23 protein-coding genes are annotated in these 24,183 nt (G+C 59.6%); 6 read left to right on the top strand and 17 right to left on the bottom strand.

Annotated features, from left to right (window positions below; all coding sequences use genetic code 11):
* Window positions 1-5 precede the first annotated feature (5 nt).
* From I41_RS27835 to I41_RS23445, 8 genes are all read right to left on the bottom strand, one after another.
* A complete protein-coding gene (locus tag I41_RS27835) occupies window positions 6-320 on the bottom strand; it encodes a hypothetical protein (protein WP_210421051.1) in 315 nt (104 codons plus the stop codon).
* A gap of 124 nt (window positions 321-444) precedes the next feature.
* Entirely contained in the window at window positions 445-2,007 is a 1,563-nt protein-coding gene (locus I41_RS23475) for an acyl-CoA carboxylase subunit beta (protein WP_145435435.1), read from the bottom strand.
* Window positions 2,008-2,027: 20 nt separating this feature from the next.
* Window positions 2,028-3,533: a methylmalonyl-CoA carboxytransferase subunit 5S gene (locus tag I41_RS23470; RefSeq protein WP_145435433.1), complete on the bottom strand. Its 1,506-nt coding sequence runs from the start codon at window positions 3,531-3,533 to the stop codon at window positions 2,028-2,030.
* Window positions 3,534-3,608: 75 nt separating this feature from the next.
* On the bottom strand, window positions 3,609-5,105 hold the full coding sequence (locus tag I41_RS23465) for a succinate CoA transferase (protein WP_145435431.1): 1,497 nt from the start codon (window positions 5,103-5,105) through the stop codon (window positions 3,609-3,611).
* 52 nt (window positions 5,106-5,157) lie between these two features.
* A complete protein-coding gene (gene mce / locus I41_RS23460; protein WP_145435429.1) occupies window positions 5,158-5,568 on the bottom strand; it encodes a methylmalonyl-CoA epimerase in 411 nt (136 codons plus the stop codon).
* Window positions 5,569-5,599: 31 nt separating this feature from the next.
* The gene (locus I41_RS23455; RefSeq protein WP_145435427.1) at window positions 5,600-7,279 is read right to left on the bottom strand and encodes an acyl-CoA mutase large subunit family protein; all 1,680 of its coding nucleotides are present in this window, start codon (window positions 7,277-7,279) and stop codon (window positions 5,600-5,602) included.
* 65 nt (window positions 7,280-7,344) lie between these two features.
* Window positions 7,345-8,451 (bottom strand): methylmalonyl Co-A mutase-associated GTPase MeaB, encoded by a 1,107-nt coding sequence (gene meaB / locus I41_RS23450; RefSeq protein WP_145435425.1) that lies wholly within the window; start codon window positions 8,449-8,451, stop codon window positions 7,345-7,347.
* Between the two features lie 133 nt (window positions 8,452-8,584).
* Window positions 8,585-8,998, bottom strand: coding sequence for a cobalamin B12-binding domain-containing protein (locus I41_RS23445; protein WP_145435423.1), 414 nt, complete (start codon window positions 8,996-8,998; stop codon window positions 8,585-8,587).
* A 248-nt stretch (window positions 8,999-9,246) separates the two neighbouring features.
* Here I41_RS23445 and I41_RS28705 point away from each other — a divergent pair, with 248 nt between their 5' ends.
* Window positions 9,247-9,429, top strand: a complete 183-nt coding sequence (locus I41_RS28705; RefSeq protein ID WP_145435422.1) for an integrase core domain-containing protein — start codon at window positions 9,247-9,249, stop codon at window positions 9,427-9,429.
* Window positions 9,430-9,597: 168 nt separating this feature from the next.
* Here the strand turns inward: I41_RS28705 and I41_RS23435 are convergent, their stop codons facing one another.
* Together I41_RS23435 and I41_RS23430 are read right to left on the bottom strand one after the other, a co-directional pair.
* Window positions 9,598-9,900 (bottom strand): GYD domain-containing protein, encoded by a 303-nt coding sequence (locus tag I41_RS23435; protein ID WP_145435420.1) that lies wholly within the window; start codon window positions 9,898-9,900, stop codon window positions 9,598-9,600.
* A gap of 30 nt (window positions 9,901-9,930) precedes the next feature.
* Entirely contained in the window at window positions 9,931-10,317 is a 387-nt protein-coding gene (locus I41_RS23430) for a hypothetical protein (RefSeq protein ID WP_145435418.1), read from the bottom strand.
* 332 nt (window positions 10,318-10,649) lie between these two features.
* On the opposite strand from I41_RS23430, the gene I41_RS23420 reads away from it, so the two are divergent.
* The 4 genes from I41_RS23420 to I41_RS23405 all read left to right on the top strand — a co-directional run bounded on the left by I41_RS23420 (window position 10,650) and on the right by I41_RS23405 (window position 13,463).
* Complete coding sequence (locus I41_RS23420; protein WP_145435417.1) at window positions 10,650-10,964, top strand: cupin domain-containing protein; 315 nt, start codon at window positions 10,650-10,652, stop codon at window positions 10,962-10,964.
* A 30-nt stretch (window positions 10,965-10,994) separates the two neighbouring features.
* A complete protein-coding gene (locus tag I41_RS28700; RefSeq protein WP_210421050.1) occupies window positions 10,995-11,111 on the top strand; it encodes a DUF2256 domain-containing protein in 117 nt (38 codons plus the stop codon).
* Between the two features lie 119 nt (window positions 11,112-11,230).
* Window positions 11,231-12,166 (top strand): extracellular catalytic domain type 1 short-chain-length polyhydroxyalkanoate depolymerase, encoded by a 936-nt coding sequence (locus tag I41_RS23410; RefSeq protein WP_145435415.1) that lies wholly within the window; start codon window positions 11,231-11,233, stop codon window positions 12,164-12,166.
* Window positions 12,167-12,176: 10 nt separating this feature from the next.
* Entirely contained in the window at window positions 12,177-13,463 is a 1,287-nt protein-coding gene (locus I41_RS23405) for a hypothetical protein (protein ID WP_145435414.1), read from the top strand.
* Here the strand turns inward: I41_RS23405 and I41_RS23400 are convergent.
* Window positions 13,439-13,696: a hypothetical protein gene (locus I41_RS23400; protein WP_145435412.1), complete on the bottom strand. Its 258-nt coding sequence runs from the start codon at window positions 13,694-13,696 to the stop codon at window positions 13,439-13,441. The two genes, I41_RS23405 and I41_RS23400, sit on opposite strands and share 25 nt — an antisense overlap.
* Window positions 13,697-14,314: 618 nt before the next feature.
* Here I41_RS23400 and I41_RS23395 point away from each other — a divergent pair.
* Window positions 14,315-16,435: a serpin family protein gene (locus I41_RS23395; RefSeq protein WP_168207110.1), complete on the top strand. Its 2,121-nt coding sequence runs from the start codon at window positions 14,315-14,317 to the stop codon at window positions 16,433-16,435.
* 988 nt (window positions 16,436-17,423) lie between these two features.
* Here the strand turns inward: I41_RS23395 and I41_RS23390 are convergent.
* The 6 genes from I41_RS23390 to I41_RS23360 form a co-directional block, all read right to left on the bottom strand.
* On the bottom strand, window positions 17,424-18,101 hold the full coding sequence (locus I41_RS23390) for a DUF4405 domain-containing protein (protein WP_145435409.1): 678 nt from the start codon (window positions 18,099-18,101) through the stop codon (window positions 17,424-17,426).
* 118 nt (window positions 18,102-18,219) lie between these two features.
* Window positions 18,220-19,440: a class I SAM-dependent methyltransferase gene (locus tag I41_RS27830; protein WP_246133738.1), complete on the bottom strand. Its 1,221-nt coding sequence runs from the start codon at window positions 19,438-19,440 to the stop codon at window positions 18,220-18,222.
* A 46-nt stretch (window positions 19,441-19,486) separates the two neighbouring features.
* Complete coding sequence (locus I41_RS23375; RefSeq protein ID WP_145436481.1) at window positions 19,487-20,137, bottom strand: class I SAM-dependent methyltransferase; 651 nt, start codon at window positions 20,135-20,137, stop codon at window positions 19,487-19,489.
* A 54-nt stretch (window positions 20,138-20,191) separates the two neighbouring features.
* The gene (locus tag I41_RS23370) at window positions 20,192-21,391 is read right to left on the bottom strand and encodes an NAD(P)/FAD-dependent oxidoreductase (RefSeq protein ID WP_246133737.1); all 1,200 of its coding nucleotides are present in this window, start codon (window positions 21,389-21,391) and stop codon (window positions 20,192-20,194) included.
* Between the two features lie 11 nt (window positions 21,392-21,402).
* Complete coding sequence (locus I41_RS23365; protein ID WP_145435407.1) at window positions 21,403-22,218, bottom strand: sulfite exporter TauE/SafE family protein; 816 nt, start codon at window positions 22,216-22,218, stop codon at window positions 21,403-21,405.
* Between the two features lie 527 nt (window positions 22,219-22,745).
* Window positions 22,746-24,167: a rhodanese-like domain-containing protein gene (locus tag I41_RS23360; RefSeq protein WP_145435405.1), complete on the bottom strand. Its 1,422-nt coding sequence runs from the start codon at window positions 24,165-24,167 to the stop codon at window positions 22,746-22,748.
* Between the last annotated feature and the right edge of the window lie 16 nt (window positions 24,168-24,183).

Below are 24,183 nucleotides of genomic sequence, written 5' to 3'. Positions count from 1 at the left end.
AACCGTTAGGAATGACGACTCGCCAAAGTATGCGAGGCCTGAATTGTCACGCGCCCCTGCTGCGCCCAGTTGGCTCCGTTAAGTAAACTAATCTGTCGGATTCGAGGTGTGACGCCGAGATAGGCTGCCAGCACGGCACTGATCGCCGCAAGCGTCTCAGCTGAAATCTCTGACGTCTTCGCAAGCATCGGTTGGGCGTCAGGTCTTGAGGAGAGCGCCAGCTCCAGCGCCGCGACGCGCTCGCTTAGTCGAGTAACTTCGACGCGCATCGCCTCCAGCGTCTCGCTTTGCGACCGTTCGTTTTGCGGCGTGATGCTCATGTCAGTGATTGCTCGACGCTCAAGATATTCGTCGGCCCAGGACGGCGACCGTGGGCGCATGGCGTTAGATAGGTTAGCAACGGGTGATGGTAGATCCCGGAAAGAGCCTTGGCTTGGTCGTGTCTTACAGTGGAATCAACCCATGCTTCTTCGGCGGACGGTAGTCTCGTTTCGCACAGAGGTATTCTAGCGCCTGCGCCACATGCCGTCGCGTGGTCGCCGGTTCAATGATATCATCCACTAGCCGCCGCCCGGCGGCGACAAAAGGAGATGCGAACATCGTTCGATACTGCTCGATCAACTCAGCTCGTTTGGCTGGTTTATCCGCCGCTTCCTCCACTTCCTTGCGAAAGACAATTTCGACGGCTCCTTCGGCGCCCATCACGGCGATTTCCGCTGTCGGCCAAGCGAGAACGCAGTCAGCGCCTAAGTCTCGTGACCCCATGGCCAAGTGGGCCCCGCCATACGATTTCCGCAGAATCACTTGAATCTTCGGGACTGTGGCCGCCGAGTAGGCGAACAATAACTTCGCGCCATGTCGAATAATGCCGCCATGCTCTTGCTGCACTCCGGGGAGGAAACCTGGCACGTCAACGAATGTCAGCAGCGGAATATTGAATGCGTTGCAGAATCGAATGAACCGGCTTCCCTTGACCGACGCGTTGATGTCGATCGCCCCCGAGAGGACCGACGGCTGGTTGGCGACAACGCCAACCGAGCGGCCCAGCACCCGCGCGAAGCCAACCACCATGTTCTGTGCAAAACCGTTTTGCGATTCCAGAAAATCGCCCTGGTCGACGACGCCGCAAATGACGTCGCGCACGTCGTAACCTCGCTTCGGTTCAACCGGGACCAGCGTCTGTAGGTCAAGATTCGGTTCGACGCTGTCGTCTGAGGACAGCCGCGGCGGATCTTCCAAATTGTTTGACGGCAGAAAGCTCAGTAGCCGGCGGCAGAGGCCGATCGCCTCGTCGTCATTTTCGGCGATGAAGTGAATTACTCCCGAATGAACCATGTGAGCATCGGGGCCGCCGAGTTCCTCTGCGGAGATCTGTTCGCCGGTGACTTGTTTGATCACCTGCGGGCCGGTGATGAACATTTGAGCTTGGCGAGTTTGAATCACGAAGTCGGTCAGCGCCGGCGAATACGCCGCTCCGCCAGCACAAGGCCCGCAAATAAGCGAAACTTGCGGCACCACGCCCGAGAGCATCACGTTCTGGTAAAAGACTTCGCCGTAGCCCGAGAGAGAATCGACCCCCTCCTGCACGCGAGCGCCGCCGGAGTCGTTGATGAAAACGAATGGACTACCCGTTTTCAGCGAACGCGACATCGCGTCGGCTACTTTCTTTGAGTGGATTTCGCCCGCCGACCCCCCCAGGACGGTGAAGTCCTGACTCGCCAAATGAGCCAATCGGCCATCGATGGTCGCCGCCGCCGTAATGACGCCGTCGGCGGGACAGTCCTTACCGGCCATCCCAAGTTGCGTCTGCCGGTGCTGCGCGAAGAGGCCGAACTCTTCGAGACTTCCTGCATCGACCAAGGCGTCGACGCGTTCGCGGGCCGTCATCTTTCCCTGCTCTCGATGTCGCGCCAGTCGATCGGCGCCTCCGCCCAAGCGGAGTTGCTCCTTCTTCGACCTCAGTTGGTCGATAAGCCCTTCCATTGTTTTCTTGGTTTCAGCGGCCATCGCACTTGCTCTTCTCCTGCTTAGGCAGGTTCAACAGTCACTTGATGTTGCTTGCCGCCGATCGTCACTTTATAGTCGATGCGGCGATCAACCGGGTGCTTGCCGCCGTTCGGCTTTCCACCGCCGACGGGCTGGGCAACAGCAGCGGTCGGGCTGCTGCCCAAATTCTTTGGGCCCTTGTCGCGAGTGGCAAAGAACTTCGCCGCCACCTGCGGGAACATCGCGTGGGTCAATACGTCCTCGTCCGAATCATTGCATCCCGGCAGTGCGCCTGCTTGGCGCCGCAACTCGTCCCACTCGGGCTTAAGCAAGTCAGCAGGGCGGCCAGTGATTGCCTCCTTCTTCGCGTGCTGGACCGCTAATTCAATCACTGCCGGATCGCGCGGGCCGATTGTTTCGCCGTAGTAGCCGAGCATCAGGTCGGCAAACTCGCCGGTCATCGCCTTGTAGCGTCCCATCAGCACGTTGAAGACCGCTTGGGTACCGACGATCTGGCTCGATGGCGTCACCAGCGGCGGGAAGCCGGCCGTCTCGCGCACGCGCGGCACCTCGGCCAGCACTTCTTTCAGCCTGTCGACGGCGCCCTGCTGGCGGAGTTGGCTCTCCATGTTCGAAATCATCCCGCCGGGAATTTGACTGTCAAAGATCTCGGTCTCAACCCCCAGGAATTTGGATTCGAACTCTGCATAGCGCGGCCGAACGGAGGCGAAATGTTCCTTAATCTTGAGCAGTCGACCTTTGTCGAGCCGAGTCGTATAGCCGGTCCCTTGCAGCATCTCGACCAACGCCTCCGTCGGATTATGCCCTGGCCCTAGGCTGAGCGACGAAATGCTTGTGTCGACGACGTCGGCGCCCGCTTCGATGGCCTTCATCAGACTTACCATCGTGACGCCCGTGGTGGCATGAACGTGAACGTGAACCTGCGTGTCGTCGCCGCACCGTTCCTTGATCCCGCTGACAAGGTCGTACGCTGGCTGCGGCCGCAGCAGTGCCGCCATATCCTTGATGCAGATCGAGTCGCAGCCCAACTCCTTGAGTTGCTCTGCCATGTCGACGAACCGTTCGATCGTGTGTAGCGGCGACGTCGTATAACAAATCGTCCCCTGGGCATGCTTCCCTGTTCGCCGCACCGCCTCCAGCGACGTCCGTACGTTACGCACGTCGTTGAGCGCGTCAAACACTCGAAAAACGTCCATTCCATTCTCGGCCGATTTCTCGACGAATCGCTCGACGACGCCGTCTTCGTAGTGACGATAACCGAGTAAGTTCTGCCCTCGCAGCAACATCTGCAGGCGGCTATTGGGGAGCAACTTGCGAAAAGTGCGCAGCCGCTCCCATGGATCTTCGTTCAAGTAACGAATGCAGGAATCGTAGGTGGCGCCCCCCCAACACTCGACGCTCCAAAAACCGGCCGCGTCGACGTCGGCGCACGCGGGGGCCATGTCTTCCATTGCCATCCGCGTCGCGAGTAGACTCTGGTGACCGTCGCGGAGAGCGAGCTCAGTCACTTCGATTGTGCGAGACACGGTATAGTCTCCTGGTTACGTTCGTGAGCACTTTTTTCAGCATACTTTCCACGAAGTTCTGTCTTCCGCGTCGACTCACGCGATCACTAAGGGCAGCATGCTGCCAGTTTCCAACAAATTTTGGTGAAGCTCAAAGCAGCGCTTCAAGTCGTGCCGCACATGTCCCATGGGCGCCGCTTCGAGGTATTCGAACAAATAGTCGCGGTACATCGGATGAGCGCATTTCTCGATGATCCGCCGCGCTCGCTCGATTGGCCCTAGTCCTCGGAGGTCGGCCAAACCTTGTTCGGTCACCATTACCTGCACTGAGTGCTCGTTGTGGTCGACGTGGCTCACCATCGGCACCACAGTCGAAATCTTTCCGCTTTTGGCAATGCTCGGCGCAACGAGAAACGACAAATATGCGTTCCGCGTAAAGTCGCCCGACCCCCCGATGCCGTTCATCACCTGTCCCCCGCAAACATGCGTCGAGTTAGCGCATCCTGTGATGTCCATCTCCAACACTGTGTTGATCGCAATCACGCCGAGCCGCCTAATCACGCCGGGGTTGTTCGACAGCTCCTGCGGCCGCAAGACGATCCGCGAGCCGAAGAAGTCCATGTTGTCGTAAACTTTCGCCAGTTGCGGCTCGCTTAGGGTTAGACTAGTCGCCGAAGCGCCGCGCAAGCTTCCCGATTCCAACAGGTCTACTAGGGCATCCTGAATCACTTCGCTGTACATCACGAACGGCGGAATATCTGGGTGTTGCCCCAGCCGAGCCATGACGGCATTGGCGACGTTCCCGACGCCCGACTGTAACGGCAGGAACTCCGGTGGGATTCTGCCCAATCGCATTTCCTGCAAGATGAAGCCGACGACGTGATCGGCAATCCGCTCGCTGCACTCGCCCGGGGCGTCGAACGTCGCTACGCCGTCAGGCTCGTCGGTCTCGACGATGCCAATGATCTTCGCCGGATCAACCTCCGCGAACGGCGTACCGATGCGCGACAACGCATGATCGATGGGAATGAACGATCGATGGGGCGGCAACGGCAGAAGCCGTATGTCGTGCATCTCCGGGAGGCGCTTCGAGTGATGCTGATTCAATTCAATAATTACGCGATCGGCATGTCGAAGAAACGTCGGCGAAGCCCCCACTGACGTGCTGAGGTAGACGCGCCCGTCGCTCGTCACATCGACCGCTTCAACGACGGCGACATCGATGTTCCCAAAGAAGCCGAACTCTACCATCTGCGGCAGGTGCGAGAGGTGCATGTCGACGAATTCGGTCTCCTGGCGATTGATCAGCTTTCGCAGTGCGGAACTGCTTTGGTACGGCGCCCGCCAGGAGATGGCGTTTACTTCCGCGAGCGCATCATCGAGCGCCGCTCCGGTGCTGGCTCCAGTCAACACGCGAATGCGGAACTTCTCACCCCGATTGTGCATCGCCAGCGCCCGCGCCGCCAGCGCTCGCGGCACCGCCTTGGCCGCCCCTGCCGGGGTGAAACCTGAAAAGCCGACTAAAGCGCCATCGGTGATGAAATCGGCTGCTTCACAGGCCGAGAGCTTGCGGAATTTGTTGCCTGCGATCATCACACTTATTTCCCGTATCAAACTTCGCGACTCACATCACGCGAGGTCACGCTCAATGCGTCGGTTCGCACAACTCCGTCAGCACGCTCGCCGAACTCTTGGGGTGAAGAAACGCGATTTTCATCTGGTGAGCGCCGTCCCGCGGCGTTTCGTCAATCAGCCGGACGCCGCCCGCTTTCAGTACGGCGAGCCGCCCTTCAATGTCGTCGACCGTATAAGCGACATGGTGCAGCCCCTCTCCCCGTTTCTCGAGGAACGCCGCCACCGTGCTGGTCGGGTCGGTCGGTTCCAACAGTTCCAGCCGCACGTCTCCCATACGAAAGAACGCTACTCGCACTTTTTGGCTCGGCACCTCTTCGATTCCCTCAAAAACTGCTCCAAGCGTTCCCTCATAAAACGGGCGGTGAGCATCGACTGACTTCACGGCAATGCCGATGTGGTTCACACTCTTGGCGTTGATCATGACTGGCTCCTCTCAGCCCGCGGCGGGGATGCTAGTTGGTTGACTCTGAAAACTCGCCAAAAACGCCGGCCAACGTCGAGCAGATTTCTCCCACCGTGGCATAAGCCCGCACCGCTGCGAGGATCGGTGGCATGAGGTTCTCGCTCCCGACAGCCGCCTGTTTGACGGCCGCCAAGGCCGCTTCGACCCTTGCCACATCCCGCGAGGCTCGCACGCCGCGCAGCTTGTCGAGTTGCCGCTGCGTCGTCGACTCGGGGACCTCGAATAGGTTAATCGTCGGCGGTTCGTCACCGGTGAACTTGTTCACGCCCACGATCACCCGCTCGCCGTTGTCGATCGATTGGCCGTATCGGTAGGCCGATTCCTCGATCTGCTTTTGAACGAATCCTTGCTCAATGGCCGCGACCATTCCGCCGCGGGCGTCGATGAGTTTGATGATTCCTTCGGCCTCCACCTCCAAATCATCGGTTAGCTTCTCGACGTAGAAGCTCCCGGCGAGCGGGTCGACCGTATTGGTCACGCCTGATTCGTACGCGATGAGTTGCTGCGTCCGCAGGGCAACCGTGACCGACTCCTCAGTCGGCAGGGCCATCGCTTCGTCCTTTGAGTTGGTGTGGAGCGATTGCGTTCCGCCCAGTACGGCGGCGAGCGCCTGGATCGTCACTCGCACTACGTTGTTGTCGGGCTGCTGCGCCGTGAGCGTCACCCCCCCGGTCTGCGTATGGAACCGCAGCATGAGGCTCTTCGGATTCACGGCGCCGAATCGTTCCTTCATGATGCGGGCGTACAGCCGCCGCGCGGCGCGAAACTTCGCCGCCTCTTCGAACAGGTCACTGTGTGCGGCAAAGAAAAAAGCGAGCCGCGGGGCAAAGTCATCGACCTTCAACCCAGCCTGCAGCGCCGTATCGACATAGCAAATCGCGTCTGCCAGGGTGAATCCGATCTCTTGCGCCGCCGTCGAGCCCGCCTCGCGGATGTGATATCCGCTGATGCTGATCGTATTGAAGTTTGGAACCTTCTCCGTGCAGTAGGCGAAGATGTCGCTGATGAGCCGTAGCGACGGCCCTGGTGGAAATCGGTAAGTCCCCCGTGCGATGTACTCCTTCAAGATGTCGTTTTGAATCGTGCCATTGAGTTTCTCCGGCGGCACTCCTTGCTTCTCGCCGACCGCAATGTACATCGCCAGCAAGACCGCCGCGGTGGCATTGATGGTCATACTGGTCGAAATCCGATCGAGCGGAATCCCGTCGAGCAGGGTTTCCATGTCGGCCAGCGAATCGATCGCCACGCCTACCTTGCCGACCTCGCCGGCAGCCATCGGGTCATCCGAGTCGTAGCCGATCTGCGTCGGCAGATCGAACGCCACGCTCAGCCCGGTCGTACCCTGTTCCAACAGATATCGATAACGCTGGTTCGATTCTTCCGCTGTCGCGAAACCTGCATACTGTCGCATGGTCCAGAATCGACCGCGATACATTGTCGGCTGGACGCCGCGGGTGAAAGGGTACTCGCCTGGGAGGCCGAGCTTTTCCGCATAGCGGTCGATCGTTGCCGCCTCGGGTGCGTAAAGCCGCTCCACCTGTCGATCGGATGCAGTAACGAATTTAGCTCGCTGCTCTGGAAACTTCGCCAGCAGCTTGGCCACCGGCCCGGCGTTCCACCGTTCGACGGCTTGCTTGATGTGGTCAACTTGCTCTTCGGTTGCGCTCATGATTCTCGTCCTAACGCGGGCCACGCTCTCATCCACGGAGATCATCCATACAACGATAACCACGCCTAGCAACCAGACGATTGCAGACCCCGACCCGCGGCCGCGGCCTCGTACAACAGTTCATCCACCAGCGCCGCCATCGAGCGGTTGCCCTCTGTAGCGCGCTCTAACTCCTCATATCCTTTACGGCCCGGCGCCAAGCGATCGCTGACGCGCCGTCGAACTTCCTCTAACACCGCAAGGCGAATCTCCTCGATCGTTTGCCCTTTGCGTCTGTTTTGCCAGTCGACGGCATGGCGATCGGTCAAACCTTTCAGTTCCATCATCAACTCGGCCACGCCTTCGTGCTTAATCGCACTGCAACGAAACACCGGTGGCGTCTCGTTGTCGAGCGCTACCCGCACCGCTGGCGTCGCCCGCTCGTCCACTATCCCCTGCGGCCCGGTTAACATCGGCCCCCCGCAGGTCATCGGCTCGCCCGGCGTACTTGCCAAGTCGAGCCGCGCCAACCGCTGCCGCTGGAGCATCGAAAGCAACTGCTGGTGGAGTAGATCGGCGCCTTCCCGATCGGATTTGTTCACCACGAATAGATCTGCAGCCTCCAGTAGCCCGGCCTTGAGCATCTGTACCGAGTCTCCCTGTCCGGGCGCTAGCACGACGACGACGAGGTCAGCGTTCTGTGCGATCTCCACCTCGCTCTGCCCGACGCCAACCGTTTCGACAATGACCGTGTCGCAGCCGATCAGTCCCATCACCCGTACCACTCCACGCGCTCCGAGCGCCAACCCGCCGAGATGTCCGCGCGAAGCCAGCGAACGGATGAAAACGTGCGGATCGGATGCGTGTCGCATCATCCGAACTCGATCGCCCAGTAGAGCCCCGCCCGTGAACGGAGACGATGGATCGACCGCCACAATTCCGAGCTTTCGCTCTGGAAAATGGTCGCGAAACTCCGCCGCCAAATGATCAGTAATCGTCGATTTGCCCGATCCCGGCGCTCCGGTCACTCCGAGCACGAGTCGCGGCTGCGGCCAATCGCGGCTCCCGGCGAGCAACTCGCCTAACCGCTGCGGCTGGTTGGTCATGATGCTCATCAGTCGCGCCGCAGCTCGCAACGCACACGATCCGTCGCTCCTGGCGTCCTTAATGAGTTGTTCGAGACGTGCGTCCATTATTCACTCGGGGATAGTGTCAATCACCCTGCCGCTCAGCGCGATTGCACACACTCCCTTAAACGCTGCAATGCTCACCGACAGCGCTGCTTCGTCCAGCAACGCTCTTAGATGCCGATCGGAAAACGTTATGTCACATCACACTGTGGTGCAACAAGCAATCATCAATGGCAGCGACGATTTGCCGCGCCGGCGTCCCTGGAGTGAAGACTTCAGCGACCCCCATTTCCTTTAGTCGCGGAATATCTTTCGGAGGAATCGTCCCACCGCCGAAGACCACGATGTCATCGGCCCCGCGATCGTGCAACAGTTCGAGCACACGAGTGAATAACGCGAGATGAGCGCCCGACAGCAACGATAGGCCAATTGCCGCCACATCCTCTTGAACCGCCGTGTCGACGATTTGCTCGGGGCTGCGCCGGATCCCGGTGTAAATTACTTCGAACCCGGCATCTCGCAAGATTTGTGCAACATATTTGGCCCCCCGGTCGTGCCCATCCAGGCCAGGTTTGCCGATCAATATTCGCGGCTTGACTGCGGCGTTCATAGTCGATGCCTGTTGGAAGAACTTGTGTGCACCTCGTCGGCGGTCCGAAGTCCGGCGGCTTGAGGCAAGGCTATTTGCGGGGCGAAATCGTTCTTATGGTCGCATTTGCAAACACCGCGCCAGCGCACACATTGAAAAAACGTGCGGTTTGAGCCAGGAGGTCGGCCACCGACTGTGCGAATTCGCACGCTATGGCGTAAGTTTAAGCACACTGATGCACATCGCGCTGCGTAAGGAAAAATTACGTGATGACTAATCCATTCCGCTGGTGCGTCGATCGTTGGCGTCTGGATTACAACCACTACCGACCGCACAGCTCGCTGGGGAATTCTCCCCGGCCAAGTTCGCCGCCCGCTGACCCACCTCCGCTACGGGCCCTGCTTCGGCTACGCCTCAGCAGGCCCCTTCGCTACGGAGGGCCAGCGGAGTAAATCCACTAACCCTGATTATTCTCTCATCACAGCTGGTAAATGATTTGTGGGAACGCCAAAGGCCAACGCAAGGAACACGACCACAAGTGCGTAGATCAGCAGGCAGAGCAGGGGACTCTGCCTGGGGAAGCATTCCGGTCGCGTACTGCCCGCTGGTTCGCGTATCGGTCAGCCTTCCCCATGCACGTTCGCCACGATCTTCTCCATCTCGGCGGCGGTGTAGGCTCGGTAAGTGGTTGTATGGACGTTACCCCTCGTCCCCAGGTGCAGGATGGCGGCGGTCGCCGTCTCGTCGTCCGGAGCTTCCAGGATCAGAAGGCCGTCGTGGTCGCCCAAGGTCCAGTAGATCTCCTTGACCTTCGCACCGAGCTTCTTCGCCTCGGCCTTGAAGATCGCCGCCCGCTTGGTCGAGTGGGCGATGTCTTTGATGCCCTGCTGCGTGAACTTAATGTTGGTGATGAACGTCGCCATTGGTCAGTCTCCTTGGAAATAACTGCGTGATTAAGGTTTCTTCGGCTTCGAGGCGGGCTTGTCCCTCTTCCTCGCCACGAACTCACTGTCATCGCCGCCGTGAAAGAAGATCATCCCGTGGAGTTCGTCGCCCATCACGACGGCCCAGCCCCGTCCCTGGGCCGGCTCCATCTCGTCGTTTCCGACCCACGTCCACTCCATCGCCGGCTCACCGTCTCGTGTCGTCAGCTTGCAGTCCATCTGACCATGGACGTAGCCGAAGTGGAACTGGCCCTGGTCCTTGCCCCCGAACTCGACGTAGCCCTCTGCCTCCTCGTCAATGAAGTCCTGCTCCCAGGCGCTCATCGAGACGATCCGCCAGTGGCCAGCGAAGGGGGACGGTGTTTTGGTTTTGACTTCGCCGCAGTGCTTCTCCAACTCGGTTTTGCTCCCTTTTCTCTCGAATCAGCGTCAGCCGCAGCAAGCGATACGACATGCCACCGTACTTCCGGAGGTTACTTCCATATCTTGCTAAACTCAATCCGGTGCACTGCGACAAAATTCTAGAATGCTGCACCCGTTGAAATCACTTGACAACCGGAATATCACGCAAGTTCTCGCCGTCGTGGCCTTCCCGCCGAGACAGATCAACAAGCATCTCTCGGAAGTGCTAGCGCTCGGCGTGCCGGATGAGAGTAGAAACGTCGTATTGATACACCCCCGACCGAGAACCGCCGGAGGTGGTCAACTCCATTGAACGGAGATCGACTATGACCGCGTACACGCACATCCTCGACCTCGCCAAGGAAGTCGAGCCGCCTGCCGACGGCATATTGAGCAAGACGATCTACCAGGACGATCAGATCAAGGCCGTGGTCTTCGGCTTCGGACAGGGCCAGGTACTCTCCGAACATACGGCGGCGAAACCGGCCGTGCTGTTCTTCGTGAAAGGCGAAGCGAGCGTCGGTCTGGGCGACGACAGGCAAGAATCTCAGCCCGGAACGTGGGTTCATATGCCTGCGAACCTGAAGCATTCGATTGAGGCAAAGACACCGGTGGTGATGCTGCTAGTGTTGCTGAAGTGACTCACGAGAAGCCAACCTTCCGACTAAGACTTGCCGGCCTGCAACCGCCCTTGCGCTTGGCGGAAGAAGTGGGAGAGGGTTTGGGAGCAAGTGAAGTATTGCTCGGAGGCGTGCCAGAAGGAGAGACGGAATCGGGGAACATTATGATGAGGCACTTTGGTCGAGTCGCCCGTTGTTTTCTTTGCAAGCGCACCATGAAGGCAATCGCGCAAGTGGCGAACGTGTACGGTGGGCGCCGTGGAGAGTCGGTGGCAGGAGGGATAGCCATGCGGAAATCACTCATCGTGCTGATCGTCGGCCTGCTGGCGTCCTCGGCCTTGGCCCAAGAGCCGCCGAAGCAGCCCGATCCGCTCGGCCCCGGCGATCACACCCGCACGGTGCTGATGGGAGAGCAGAAGCGGACGTACCTCGTCCACGTCCCGAAGAAGTACGATCCGAAGTCGCCCTCGCCCGTCGTGCTGGCTCTGCACGGAGCGGCGATGAACGGCCCGATGATGGTCTGGTTCTCTGGCCTGAACAAGACATCTGACGAGGCGGGCTTCGTCGTGGCTTATCCAAGCGGCACGGGGACCGGCCCGTTCCTGACCTGGAACGCAGGCGGCTTCACCGGCAAGATGGCCGAGGGCAAGTCCGACGACGTGGCGTTCGTCGGCAAGTTGCTGGACGACCTCGGCACGGTCGTTAAGGTGGACGAGAAGCGGGTTTACGCCTGCGGCATGAGCAACGGCGGTATGATGAGCTACCGGCTGGCTGCAGAACTGTCCGACCGGATCGCCGCCATCGCTCCTGTGGCCGGAACCATCGCCATCGAAGACAGTAAACCAAAACGGCCCGTGCCGGTCATTCACTTCCACGGCTCCAAAGACAACATCGTTCCCTTCGAGACTGCGAAGGGTAAAGCATCGTCGTTCATGAAGTTAAAAGGCGTCGAGGACTCGATTCAGACCTGGGTGAAGTTGAACGCTTGCGATCAGAAGCCCAAGACGGAAACGATCTCCGCAGATGGCGACGAAATGACGGTCACGAGCACGACCTACGGCGGCGGCAAGGATGGTTCCGAGGTCGTCTTGGTCGTTATCGAAGGCGGCGGTCACACATGGCCGGGCCAACGACCGCCCGTGGGCTTCATCGGGAAGTCGGCCACGAACGTCTCGGCCAACGACCTGATGTGGAACTTCTTCCAGAGGCATGAGTTGAAGTGAGGCAGCCCCGATGAAAGTGTTATTCGTCATTCTCGGTTGTCTCTCCTTTGGCGTGGTCGTTTCCGCCCAAGAACCCCCGAATCCAAGCCGGGACACGCAGGCCAGCCTGAAGAAGATCGGGAACGAACTCGCAGCCGCTCAGAAGGCTGAAGACGAGCGGGAAGTACAACGACTCGCAAAGAAGGCCATCGAAGCGCTTGGCGACCAAGCCGGAATGCCGGAAATTGCCGACCAGTTTCGGGAAGTTCCGAAGACCGCCAAGCCTCTGACCCCGGAGGAACTTCCCAACGCCTTCGACCGGTACATCGACTTCATCGAGAAGCAGAAGTGGTGGACGATCGGCCTCGATCCCGCCAAGACCAACCACCTACCGCGGGAATTGGCAGCCATTATCGAAGGATGCTTGGCGGCGCGCGCCGTGAACGATGCTAACGCCGAGCGACTTCTCAAGATTGCCAAGGAAGCCGGGGACTTTCTTGTTTGGTCGCAGAACCAAGCTGGAACTGGCGTGGTTCCGTTTCCTGCGGTACGGAACGGCAGAGGGCGACCCTTCGAGGTCGCCGAGCGGTTCATGCGGCAGGCCGAGAAGGAGGGCAGGCTCGATCAGGTCGTGAAGTATGGATGGGCGGTCGAAGACTTCAGCGACGGGGGCCTGCAATTCGACAACGGATTGGCCGGTGTCGCTCTGATCCAGTTGTTCGAGGCGACCAACGACGACAAGTATAAGAAAGCGGCGATACGGGCCGCAGATTGGGCGGCGACACGTCCGGTCGTGACCAACTGGAATTACAACAGCTTCAGCGTGTTCCTGCTGGCCGAGGTCTACCGGGTCACGGGCGACAAGAAGTACCTGGAATCCGCCAAGAAGAAAACCCGCCTCGGAATACTGCCAGGGCAACTTACCGAAGGGCCACGCAAGGGCCGGTGGGCCGACGCCCACAACGCACGTCCGGCGTACCACTACATCATGGTTCGAGGGCTGGCGGCACTGGCGGCGACGATGCCGAAAGACGACGCCGATCTACCCGCAGTCGTGGACTCGTTGCGGCGGGCGCTCTCGGCCCGCAACCCGGACTTCGAAAAGGGCATCTTCAATGCGGATTCCTCAATGGAAGCACTGATACGGGTGAAAATGCTGCCGCCGCATGTTGCCGTAAAGTTGACCGAGTGCAAAACGCAGGAAGCGTTGGAAACCCTCGAACGCTATGCGGCGGAAGGCTTCCGGGCCCGGAAGCCTCCGCTCGGCCCCGGTGCTTGGGGGCAATTGCTGGCTTACTGTGAAGGGCGGGAGCGGTGAATGGCGTGTCGTCGATTAGTCGAGCCGCCCGCCCGATGCAGCATTTTTCGGTCGCAGCTTGAAACGCGCGCAATCGCGCCGATGCCCGCGGCGCGCGGAACAGAGACCTTCTTTTCCTCAATTCCAAACAAGTACGCCAGCGTCGCGTGGTAGTCGTGGTGGATCAGGATGTCTTGGAACTCTTTGTGTCCAAAGTCGTTGGTCTTTCCCCCTAAAACTGAGCCAGCCTGCATGAGAGAATTCCGCGCTGGGCGGTTCCCCCGCATGGAGGTTCCTTAGTGAAGCGGACGAAGCATGCGACAGAGCAGATCATCGAGAAGCTGCGTCAAGCGGACTTGGCTCTCGGCAAGGGACCGAACGTCCCCGAGGTCTGCGAGACGCTTGGGATTACCGAGTAGACCTACTACCGGTGGCGTCAGAAGTACGGCGGCATGGCCCCCGACGTGGCGAAGCAGTTGCGGGCTCGATCCATATGGGAAATGTCGGCTAAAGAAAATTGCCAACCAAATTGCTAGGCTCAATGTAGCAGGCACACTCCGTGTGTCGTCGCGACTCCACTACTGACGCACCTGCCGATCGTTCAATAAAAAAATAAACGATCATATTCGCCGGGTTATTTGTTCGCTCATCCAAGTTCTCCCGCCGCCGCAGTAATATTTGCGTCGCGGGCATCTTTAGGAGATACTAACCCCCGTTACACCTGAAGCAGTCGAACGCTTATGACATCAACGGCGCACGGATCGCAGGAGAAGAGAGCCGTGAGTATCCCGCAGCGAGCTGGCTTTCCACGTCGACGTTCCACCTCTCTCAGCACATACCCAACCCTTCACGCCTCACCCAGGCTGCTTCGCTTGGAGCATCTCGAAGATCGCCGCATGCTGGCAGGTCGAGCCGCCGAGGCGATCAACACGTTTGCTATCGATCTCTATGAGCAGATGCAGCGAGAGGGGGGCAATCTCTTCTTCTCCCCGCTAAGCATTGCCACCGGCATGGCAATGGCCTACGCAGGCGCCGCCGGCCAGACTGCCGCGGAAATCGAACAGGTCTTGCGCTTCGGCGACGAACCGGGCATTCACGCGTCGTTCGCAGAACTGCTCGACTCTATCAAGTCGCACAACGAGATCTTTGCATTTCCGAAGCAGCCTCACGTTCTGACGTCGGCCAACGCGATTTGGCCCGACAACGACCTTTCCGTCGTGCAGGCATTTCTCGACGTGATGCAGGGCGAGTACGAAGCCCATGTTCAGACGGTCGATTACAACAACCCCCAACAGGCGGAGAATACCATCAATTCATGGGTCTCCGGCATGACCGCTGGAAAGATCCCGCATCTCGTCAGCGATCTCTCGCCCATGATCCGCATGGTGCTGACCAACGCTGCCTATTTTAACGGTTACTGGGAAAAACCGTTCGACCCTCGCTTCAGCGGCCAAGGGCCGTTCACGCTGGCAGATGGTCAATCCGTTGTCGTTTCCACGATGTACACCGAAATGATGGCGCCCTACGCCGTCTTTGATGGCTTTTCGGTGTTGGAGCTGCCGTTCGACGGCGGCGCGAAGAATGCTGACTATTCCATGGTGCTCATCTTGCCGCCGGAGAATGGCGCCACAAGCCTCCCTTCTCAGACGTTTGCCAAGATCGATGCGTGGCTTAATGGACCGCAGTGGGAGCAACTAGTTCTCATCAACCTCCCAAAAACGAGCACTTCCGTCAGTACAAGTCTCAAAGAAATGCTCGCCGGAATGGGCATGCCGACGGCGTTTGAACTCGGCGCGGCCGATTTCTCCGGCATGACGCCCGAGCAAGTCGCCATCACCAAGGTGTTTCACCAAGCGACGCTCACAATGAACGAGCAGGGGACCACCGCAGCGGCGGCAACGCAAGTCGATTTCGGCATTTGCTTCGCCGCCGGCACGCCCGTCCTGACGCCTCAAGGCGCCAAGCCGATCGAGGAACTCCAAGTCGGCGACCTTGTGCTCGCGCGCGACGAGAATAACGTCGCAGGCGACGTCTCCCCGCGACGCATCGAGAAGACCCATCAGAACCACGCCGACGTCCTGGAGCTATACATCGCGGGGCAGGTCATTCGCACTACCGCGCCACACCCCTTCTTCGTCCAAGGAAAAGGCTGGATGCCAGCCGGTGAGCTGCGCCCGCAAGACATGCTCGCCACCGAAAGCGGCAGTTGGGTCAAAGTCGACGGCCTCGAGTACATCCGCCGAGCCGAACCCGTTTACAATTTGCGCGTCGCCGATTTACACACCTATTTCGTAGGACGCCAGGAATGGAAATTCGCCCTCTGGGTTCACAATGCTTGTTCGGGATTTGAGCCGGAGTTCTTCGCCGATCGGCCGTACCACTTACTCATCCGCGACAACATCACGTCAACCATTGCGTTCATGGGGCGCATCGACAACCCGCTGCAAGCCGAAAATGACGTGTCGCCCGCCTTCGTCGGCGCGAGCGCCGATTTCGACGGCAACTTACGAGTCGACGGCGCCGATTTCCTTGCCTGGCAACGTGGCTTCGGCGCCCAGAATCCAACGGCCGCCAGCGGCGACGCTGATAGGAATGGGACGGTGGATGCCAACGATCTCGCTGAGTGGAAGCAGGCGTTCGGGCCGACGACGCCACCGCCAGCGACCACCGCATTACAGATTAGCGACAAAACCTCATTAGACGCGGCGCAGCAGCCTGGGCCATATTCGATCACTGATTATATCGACGCCGCCCTGGCGCTGGCTTGGTTGTCGCGCGACGTACGCATTGACGAGGCGTTGATCGTTGACGACGGCGTCCAAGCGTTTCCGCAGTTTAAGCTCACGGCCGTCGCAAACGAGCCTGATCCGTTGGCAGCGTCGGTCGCCTTCGACTCACTGGCGCTTTCCAGCGTCGACGAACTCGCTCCGTTCGATGGCGTTTGGGATGATGAGATTCTTGAAGTGCAGTTCCAATCAATCCTAGCCGAGTAATGGCCGATTGCTACTGAAATTCGAGCGACGGGCCCCCCACGTCGCCATTGGGCTCGGCGCCGTGTTGTAGCTGCAGATGCAGGTCGGCACGCCGCGACGGACGAACAGGTCGCTCAAGCGCTTCAGCACGTCTTCGCTCTTGAGACTTCGAGCTGGCCTTCCCCCAATTTATATGCCAGTCGTCATGAGAGGATCGGGGGAAGCCCAGATCAGGGGCAGGGCAGTAGCCCGTAAAACTCCATACGATTCGGAGGGATGACGCACCTACGGGCTCGCCAACCGCTCGATCACTCAGCTCTTGCGGCACGGGGCGTCGCTGCCGGAGGCAAAGGAAGTCGCCCGGCACACCGACGTGAAGATGACGATGCGGTACGCCCACATCGGACTCGACGACCAAGCCCGGGCGCTCGCCACGCTGCCGTCTCCGCCGATCCCTGCAACGCCGGAACCCGCGTCCTCCGATGCCCAGCCCCAATCGGGGGTGGTAGCGCCTGGGCATCGCGCAAATGGCTCAAGGGGGCAAAATGGGACACCGTCTGTCACAATGACAGGTGAGGAGGGGGGAGCCCAAGAAACGCCAAGAACCTCGCCGCAGCAAGAGTTTTGGCAACGAGAGTCAAGTTGAGTCGTCGGCGGTCGCTGATGACGAAAAATGGAGGCGGCGGGAATCGAACGGGGCGAACGAAATCCCGATCTCCTTAGACGACAATGACTTGCACGCAGAGCCAACAGCCGTGGTAGCGCTTGGGTATCGCGCGAGCGACATCACGAGTCAATGTCTGTCGTCGAATGACATGAACGACTCGCCCGACGACCTCCAATTCGTCATCAATTCTTGGCAGCGTTTGTCATTGGAAGTTCGTCAGGTTATTTGCTCGATCGTGGAAGCGGCTGTCGTACAGTGATTTCGACTGCTACACCCGACTGACAGTGCGCTGCCGCAGAAGCAGGCAAGGGCCCTAACAGTAACCATACGTTCGGTTGTCCTTTATTGAACAGACTCATCCTGTCCGATGGCTTGTCTTAATTTCGACATTTCCATTCCGTGGGCTCTCATCAGGCGCCCGACCTGCTCTGACGGCGCCGTGTCCGACGGTAGACCGAGACGCAGAAGAATATCCGAGACGGGCACGCCGGACTGACTTGCCACTTCTTCCAGTGTCATGAAGCCGCGGATCGATTCACCGTCACTTGACTCGACTTCCTCCTTTGGTCCCCCGAGGTCAGTCTGCTGGTCGCCGCTCGAACTCTTGAGAAGTTCTGAGCGGGGCGCCGTCTGAGCTGGCGTTATAAGGGGCGCTGCTGCCAGCAAGGTGACTAACGCAAGGCCGGCGACACCCAGCGCGAATCGTCCCCCCGAAACATCGGAGTGAGGTTTGCCACGGAGGACACAGACGATCCATTTCCAATGAAGCAATAGGTGCACGGCCAACACGGCCATCAAGCCGAGCGCAATCCAGTAGTGAATGCTGCCCCACTCGTGCCGGCTCAGTCCCCAAACGACCGTCACGGGTCGGCTACCCGCACCCGCGCCGGACCCCATGCCGTGCAATCCGCCGCTCCCTGGGGGCATTTGCCAGCGCAGCATCAACCCCGTGGCGGCCAACACAACGAGCCCAGCGTATGCGACTGCATCAATAATCGCATTCAATGCGGTTCGAGACATGACGTTTCTCCTTGTTCTTGGCGATCCCGGCGACGGCGGCGGTTCGCTGCGCGAACTCAATACCCACGGGCATGTCCGTGAAGGGGCGTCGGCATTGGGTATCGGGACGGCAATCTCACTACTCTTTGCTGGTCTCCGATGAGGAAACTGGTTTTACTTTCGCGGCCGGAGGCACTGCGTGATTACGATGGGCCTCCTCAAACCCGCGAGCTACAAACTGACTAACAACCTCAGCGTGGGCCTGAATGAGGGCGACCGTAACGGGGTCGTCCGACGTTTCCTTGACTCGAACGCCCTTCTCCGTGTTTTCCACCGACATCTGGATACTCGCGTGCCGCTGAAAGATCGCCGAGAACAAATCGTCCCAGTATCGCAGTCCGCGACCTTCCTGGATGCGTTTGTGCATCGCGGCTACATGCTCCTGAATTTTCTTAGTGACCTCGGGGCGATCAGATTCCGTGACCGTTTCAACGCCCTTGTCCGTCCGCGTGACCGTACGCCGAATGTCCGCATGACGTCCTAGCAAGTAGTGGAAGACTTCTTGATCCGCGTTCATCGCCGCCCCTGGGCCGCGCCCCCTACCAAACCCCGGTCCTCGACCGCGGCCCATTCCCCGGGGTGGTCCTTGCGCCGGCGCTGGTTCGTCCGGCTTGCTTTTCTGGAATACCACAAAGTAATTCTCCCGTAGCAGATCAGGCTCTTCACTTACCTTTTCAAAGCCCGATTCGCTGATCTCGGACTCAAACACTTCCTGGCCAGCGCGGACGTGGTTCAGTACCCAGTCGGTGCTCGTTCCGGGGATGCGGCGAAAGTCCACCAGAACCACCCGGCCGCCGGGCTTGAGCGCCCGCTGGAGCGATGCCATCGTCTTCAGCGGAAACTCGAAGTGATGATAGGTGTCGCAAATGAAGGCGACGTCGACCGACTCCACGGGAAGCTCTGTGGAATCGGCGGTCGCTAGCAGCGTGTCGACGTTTCGCTGGCCCGCTTCACGACTAGTCGCCTTGATGTGATCGAGAAACTTCTGCGAAATGTCTACAGCGACTACTCGACCATTTTTCCCTACGGCTTCGGAGAAGAGCCGCGTGAACAGGCCGGTCCCGGCGCCAATGTCGGCAACGGTTTGTCCGGGCTCGATCTGACAGGCCGCCACGATCTCACGACGGCGGGCGAATACTTCCCGGCTCTCTACCTCGAAACGGCCGATGAATTCAGGCACTTCCGGGTCACGAAAGGAATCGTTGATTCCCGGGTTCACGCTTGCGTCTTGCGACCAAGCGGTGGAGTAAGTTGATATCGCACAGATGAGGACGGCTAGGAGTCGCGTGGTACGAGTCATGGATCGTACTCCTTTCGAGAGTTGTGACGGAAGCTTTCTCTGACGTTTACTTGACTGGAATGTCCGTATCATTCTCTAATGTCGACTGCAGGAAGAGTTCGAAAAGGCCGAAGAAGAATTGCTGTGGCTTGTTGGCTGGCGTCATGTGGGCGTACGACACCTGTTTCACCAGTCTGAAACGCGGCCCCAACTCGCGCGACAGTATTTCCGCATCGTATCGGCAGACCGCCAAGCCACTGCACTTCTCAGGGCCGTCGACCGCAAAGGCGCCGATGATCAAATGGCCGCCGACGCGCACCGTGCGAGTCGCCAGTTCGACATACTTCCGGCGATCGTTTGGATCGGTGAGAAAATGGAACACGGCACGGTCATGCCAGACGTCGCATTGCCCCAGGTCCGCGATCTGAGTGACGTCTCCCACGATCCAGTGGACCTGATCGGCTTGGGGGCCTAGTCGTGCTTTCGCACATTCAAGTGCGACTCCCGAAATATCGAGCACCGTGACCGAGTCGAAGCCAGCGGCCAGCAGCCGATCGACGAGGCGCGAGGCCCCGCCGCCAACGTCGATCACGCGGCCGCGCGTCGGTGACGCTGCGGTGATCAACTCCAGCGAGATTTGCGGTTCCGACTCGAACCAACTCACGTCAGTCACCGACTTTGTGCGGTAAACGGAATTCCAGTGCTCGCGACGGTCCATGAGTTTGGCTTTCAAGATTTGTAAAGGACGCCAATTGCAACTCTTTCTCTCCTCTTACATGCGGCCCTTGAGCATGCCGTGCCAATAGAGGATTGGCAGCAGAAACCTTTTGAGCAGCCACATGCTCCAGCGTTCCTTCGATTGATCGAACGGGAACGTCTCCATCGGATTCTTGTCATAGTCAAACTCCGCCAGAACTAGCGAGCCGTAGCCGGTGATCAGCGGACACGATGTGTAGCCGTTATATCGCTTCGTAAGCGGGGCGCCCGCCATCGCCGACTTGAGATTCGCCACCAGCGCCGGAGCCTGTTTGCGGATCGCGGCGGCCGTCTTCGAGGTCGGCAAGCTGCTACAGTCGCCGAGGCCGAAGACATTCGGATAGCGTCGATGTTGGAGCGTGTCCTTGTCGACGTCCACCCAGCCGTCGGCGTCCGCCAGCGGACTCTTCGCAATGAACGCTGGCGCGCTCATCGGCGGCGCGACATGGAGCATGTCGTAGGGAATGACCACCGTTTCGCCGGTATCCAGTCGCTGCAATACCGCTTCCTTCTTATCTGGGCGGATCTCGATCAACTCATGCTGAAAACGACAATCGATCCCCTTGCGCGCCACGACATTTTCGAGCGCAGTCCGATACTTGGCGACCGCAAACAGGTTCGGATTCGCGATCGCGAAGATGACGTTGGACTTGTCGCGCACGCCCGATTGACGAAAGTAGTCGTCGGCGAGGTACATAATCTTCTGCGGCGCTCCACCGCATTTGACGGCGCCGCTCGGATGCGTGAACAGCGCGGTGCCGCCACGGAAATTGCGAATGTTCCGCCAGGTAGAATCGACGGTTTGATAGGAGTAATTGCTACACACCACGTCCTTGCCGATGGACTCCTTGAGCCCCGGAATCTTGTCCCAGTTAAGTTGGATGCCTGCGGCCACGACGAGCCAGTCGTAGGTGATCTTCGTCCCAGCGGAAGTCACAACCAAATTCTCGGTCGGGTGAAACTCAGCCGCGGCCTCTCGAATCCAAGTGACCTTCCGGGGCATCACCGACGCCTCGGAGCGGAGCGTCTTCTCTTTGTTGACGACTCCGCCGCCGACGAGCGTCCACAGCGGCTGGTAGTAGTGCTTGTCCGATGGCTCAATGACGGCGACATCAAGCTTGTTCGACCAGCCCTTGGTCAATTGCGAAGCGACCGTCAGGCCAGCGGCGCCTCCGCCGACGATGAGAATCTGATGGTGGCGGATGGGAGTGTCCAAGTGCGGGCTTTCTAAAGATGAAAAGTGGTGCGGAGGATCACAAAGATTGCCACGGCGACGATCGCCACGGCGAAAACTCTCTGAAGTGCAGGGCCCGACAGATAACGACTGGCCCAGATCCCGGCGAACATTCCCACGACCCCGCCGACGACAAACAGCGATGTCGTCTCCACAGGAATGGTCCGCCCCGCCAACAAATGCGAAGCGACGCCCGAAGCGCTGATCAGCGTGATAACCATGAGCGAAGTGCCGACGGCGCGGTGAATGGCCATGCCGCTAAAGAGGACCAATGCCGGGACAATCACGAATCCGCCGCCGACCCCAAACAATCCCGACAAAACGCCCGTCAGCACGCCGACGCCGGCCAACAGCAAGGCGCAGGGAGAGGTGAGACGAAGGTTTCCGGCCGCGTCGCGACGGCAGGTCGGCCCCTCGGCCTCGTCGGTCGCGCAAGCGATTTGGACGGTTGACGGGTCCGCCTTACGCCACATGCGAACGGCCACCACGAGCATCAGCAGGGCGAACAATGTCAGCAAAAGCCGCTCGGGGATCTGAGCCGACAGCCACGAGCCGATGGGCGCTCCAAGCATCCCGGCTACTGCAAACATCATCCCCGTCGTAATCTCGACCTGGCCTGCCTTCCAGCGTCCCAAGAACCCGATTGCGGAGGTCATGCCGACGGCGGCCAGCGAAATCCCTACCGCCTGCCGCGCGTCGATCGACAGCCCGTAGACGAGCAGCGGCACCGCAAAGATCGCTCCGCCGCCTCCGGTGAGACCCAGCGAGAAGCCGACCAGGGCTCCAAAGATGACAGTCACCCATAGCATGTTGAACCATTCGATTCTCTAGAATCGACTTTCGTTACTTCAAACCCCATCCAAGCTCGACTCAGGGTCAGCTTTCGCTCATGCGGAGAGATAACACCTGGGATCGGTCCGCTGCCCCATTTCTTCCTGAACCGTGTCGTCAGCCAAACTTGAAGCGGCCGACATTTCTGCCACTGACCGTTTTTCTTGGGGAGTCATGGGATGCATACCGCCTTTGCGAATCGCGACGCGGGCAGGGCAAGGACGCCACGCCCGCCGTTGGACATGTCTGTTATCGATTGCTTGGCGCTATCTTCGTCGCTTCGACGACAGTGGGGTTACGTGTCACTTGATCGGTCGCGCTGTGTAAGTCGATTCGGACTGGATGCGCTACTCGCGTGCATGCGCCGCTCATGCAGGTCTCGACGCCGAAGAGCGGCAGCACCCAACGGTTAAGGACGATCCAAAACACGACGAAACCGATGACTAGCAGAGGAGTTGCCACAAGAATGACTGCCTTTCAATAAAGGGCGTGGGAAGAGATTGAATTAAGCGACGGCCGTAACGTCCTCACGGACCACCGGGAGGCCAGCGTCAACCCAGGCCCGGTAGCCGCCTTGCATGTTGACCACCTCGAACCCGCCGCGTTGCAGGATGCTTGCTGCGATCGCCGAACGGCCTCCCGCCAGACATTGGGTCGCCACGGGTTTGTCCCGGCCAAGACTACTGAGATTCCGCAAGAGCGTGCCGAGGAAGCGATGTTCAGCGCCGGCAATGTGCCCGGCGTCAAACTCCGTCGCCGCACGCACGTCGACGAGCGTCACTTCGCCATCGTCGATGCTGCGGCGCAGCTCCGCTGGCGTTGCTGACCGATACGATTCGGTCCTCAGGCCAGCGGTCTTAACGGATCCGGCATCCAAGAATCCGCCCACGTTGTCGATTCCAATGGAGCGGAGACTCCGTAACTGAGCCGGAAGCGATGCCTCGTCGGCGATCAGGTAGATTGGCTTGGCGTAGTCGACAAAGAAACCGGCCCACTGCACGAGGTTGGACGCTGGAACGTTGACCGTCCCCGGCACGTGCGATTTGGCAAACTCGCCAGCAGCAGTCGTGTCGATCACGAGATGCTTTCCGGCCGTCGTCGCCAGTTCCGTCGGATCGATGGCCCGCACAGGCGCCAAGTCCTTCGTCAATTCAGGGCCGACCTTGTTCACTCGCTTCATCACCGCAAAGTAGAAGGGCGTCTCCGGCTGGTCGGTCAGGATGTAATCGACGAACTCTTGCTCGTCGTCGAACTGCAAGGCCGGGTTGAAGAGCTTTTCATAACCCACCGTGCTCGACGGAATGGCGCCGAGGCCCTTGCCGCAGGCGCTCCCCGCACCGTGCGCAGGCCACACCTGCAAATGATCCGGCAGTTCGCGAAAGCGGAGCATGGAGTGGTAAAGTTGCCGCGCCCCGACTTCGGCGCTGCCGACGACGCCGGCCGCGGTTTCCAGCAGATCGGGTCGCCCAATCGAACCCACGAACACGAAATCCCCGGTGAAAATTCCCATCGGCACATTGGCGCCGCCGCCAACGTCCGTCAGTACGAACGAGATGCTCTCCGGCGTGTGCCCCGGCGTGTGGAGTACTTCGAGTTTCACCTTGCCGACGTAGAACTCATCGCCATCGTGGAGGAGCAGCGCGCCGTATTGATTAGCGAACGCGTACTTCCAGTCGGCGGGTCCTTCGTCGGAGAGATAGAGCTTGGCGCCAACGCGATCGGCCAACTCCCGCGACCCCGACACAAAATCCGCGTGAATGTGCGTTTCGGTCGCGCCAACGATGCGCAGGCCCTCCGCTTTGGCTGCTTCGAGGTAGGGAATTACGTCACGGCCCGGGTCGATGACGATGGCCTCGCCGCTCTTCTGGCACCCGACAAGGTAGGAGGCATGGGCCAGTGACTTGTCGTAGAAGTATTTGAGAAGCATGGAATGACTCCTTGTG

Origin of the sequence: Lacipirellula limnantheis (assembly GCF_007746075.1) — a bacterium.
GTDB lineage: Bacteria > Planctomycetota > Planctomycetia > Pirellulales > Lacipirellulaceae > Lacipirellula > Lacipirellula limnantheis.
The sequence above is the reverse complement of the archived record's forward strand: the minus strand, read 5'-3'. Positions and strand labels throughout refer to the sequence as shown.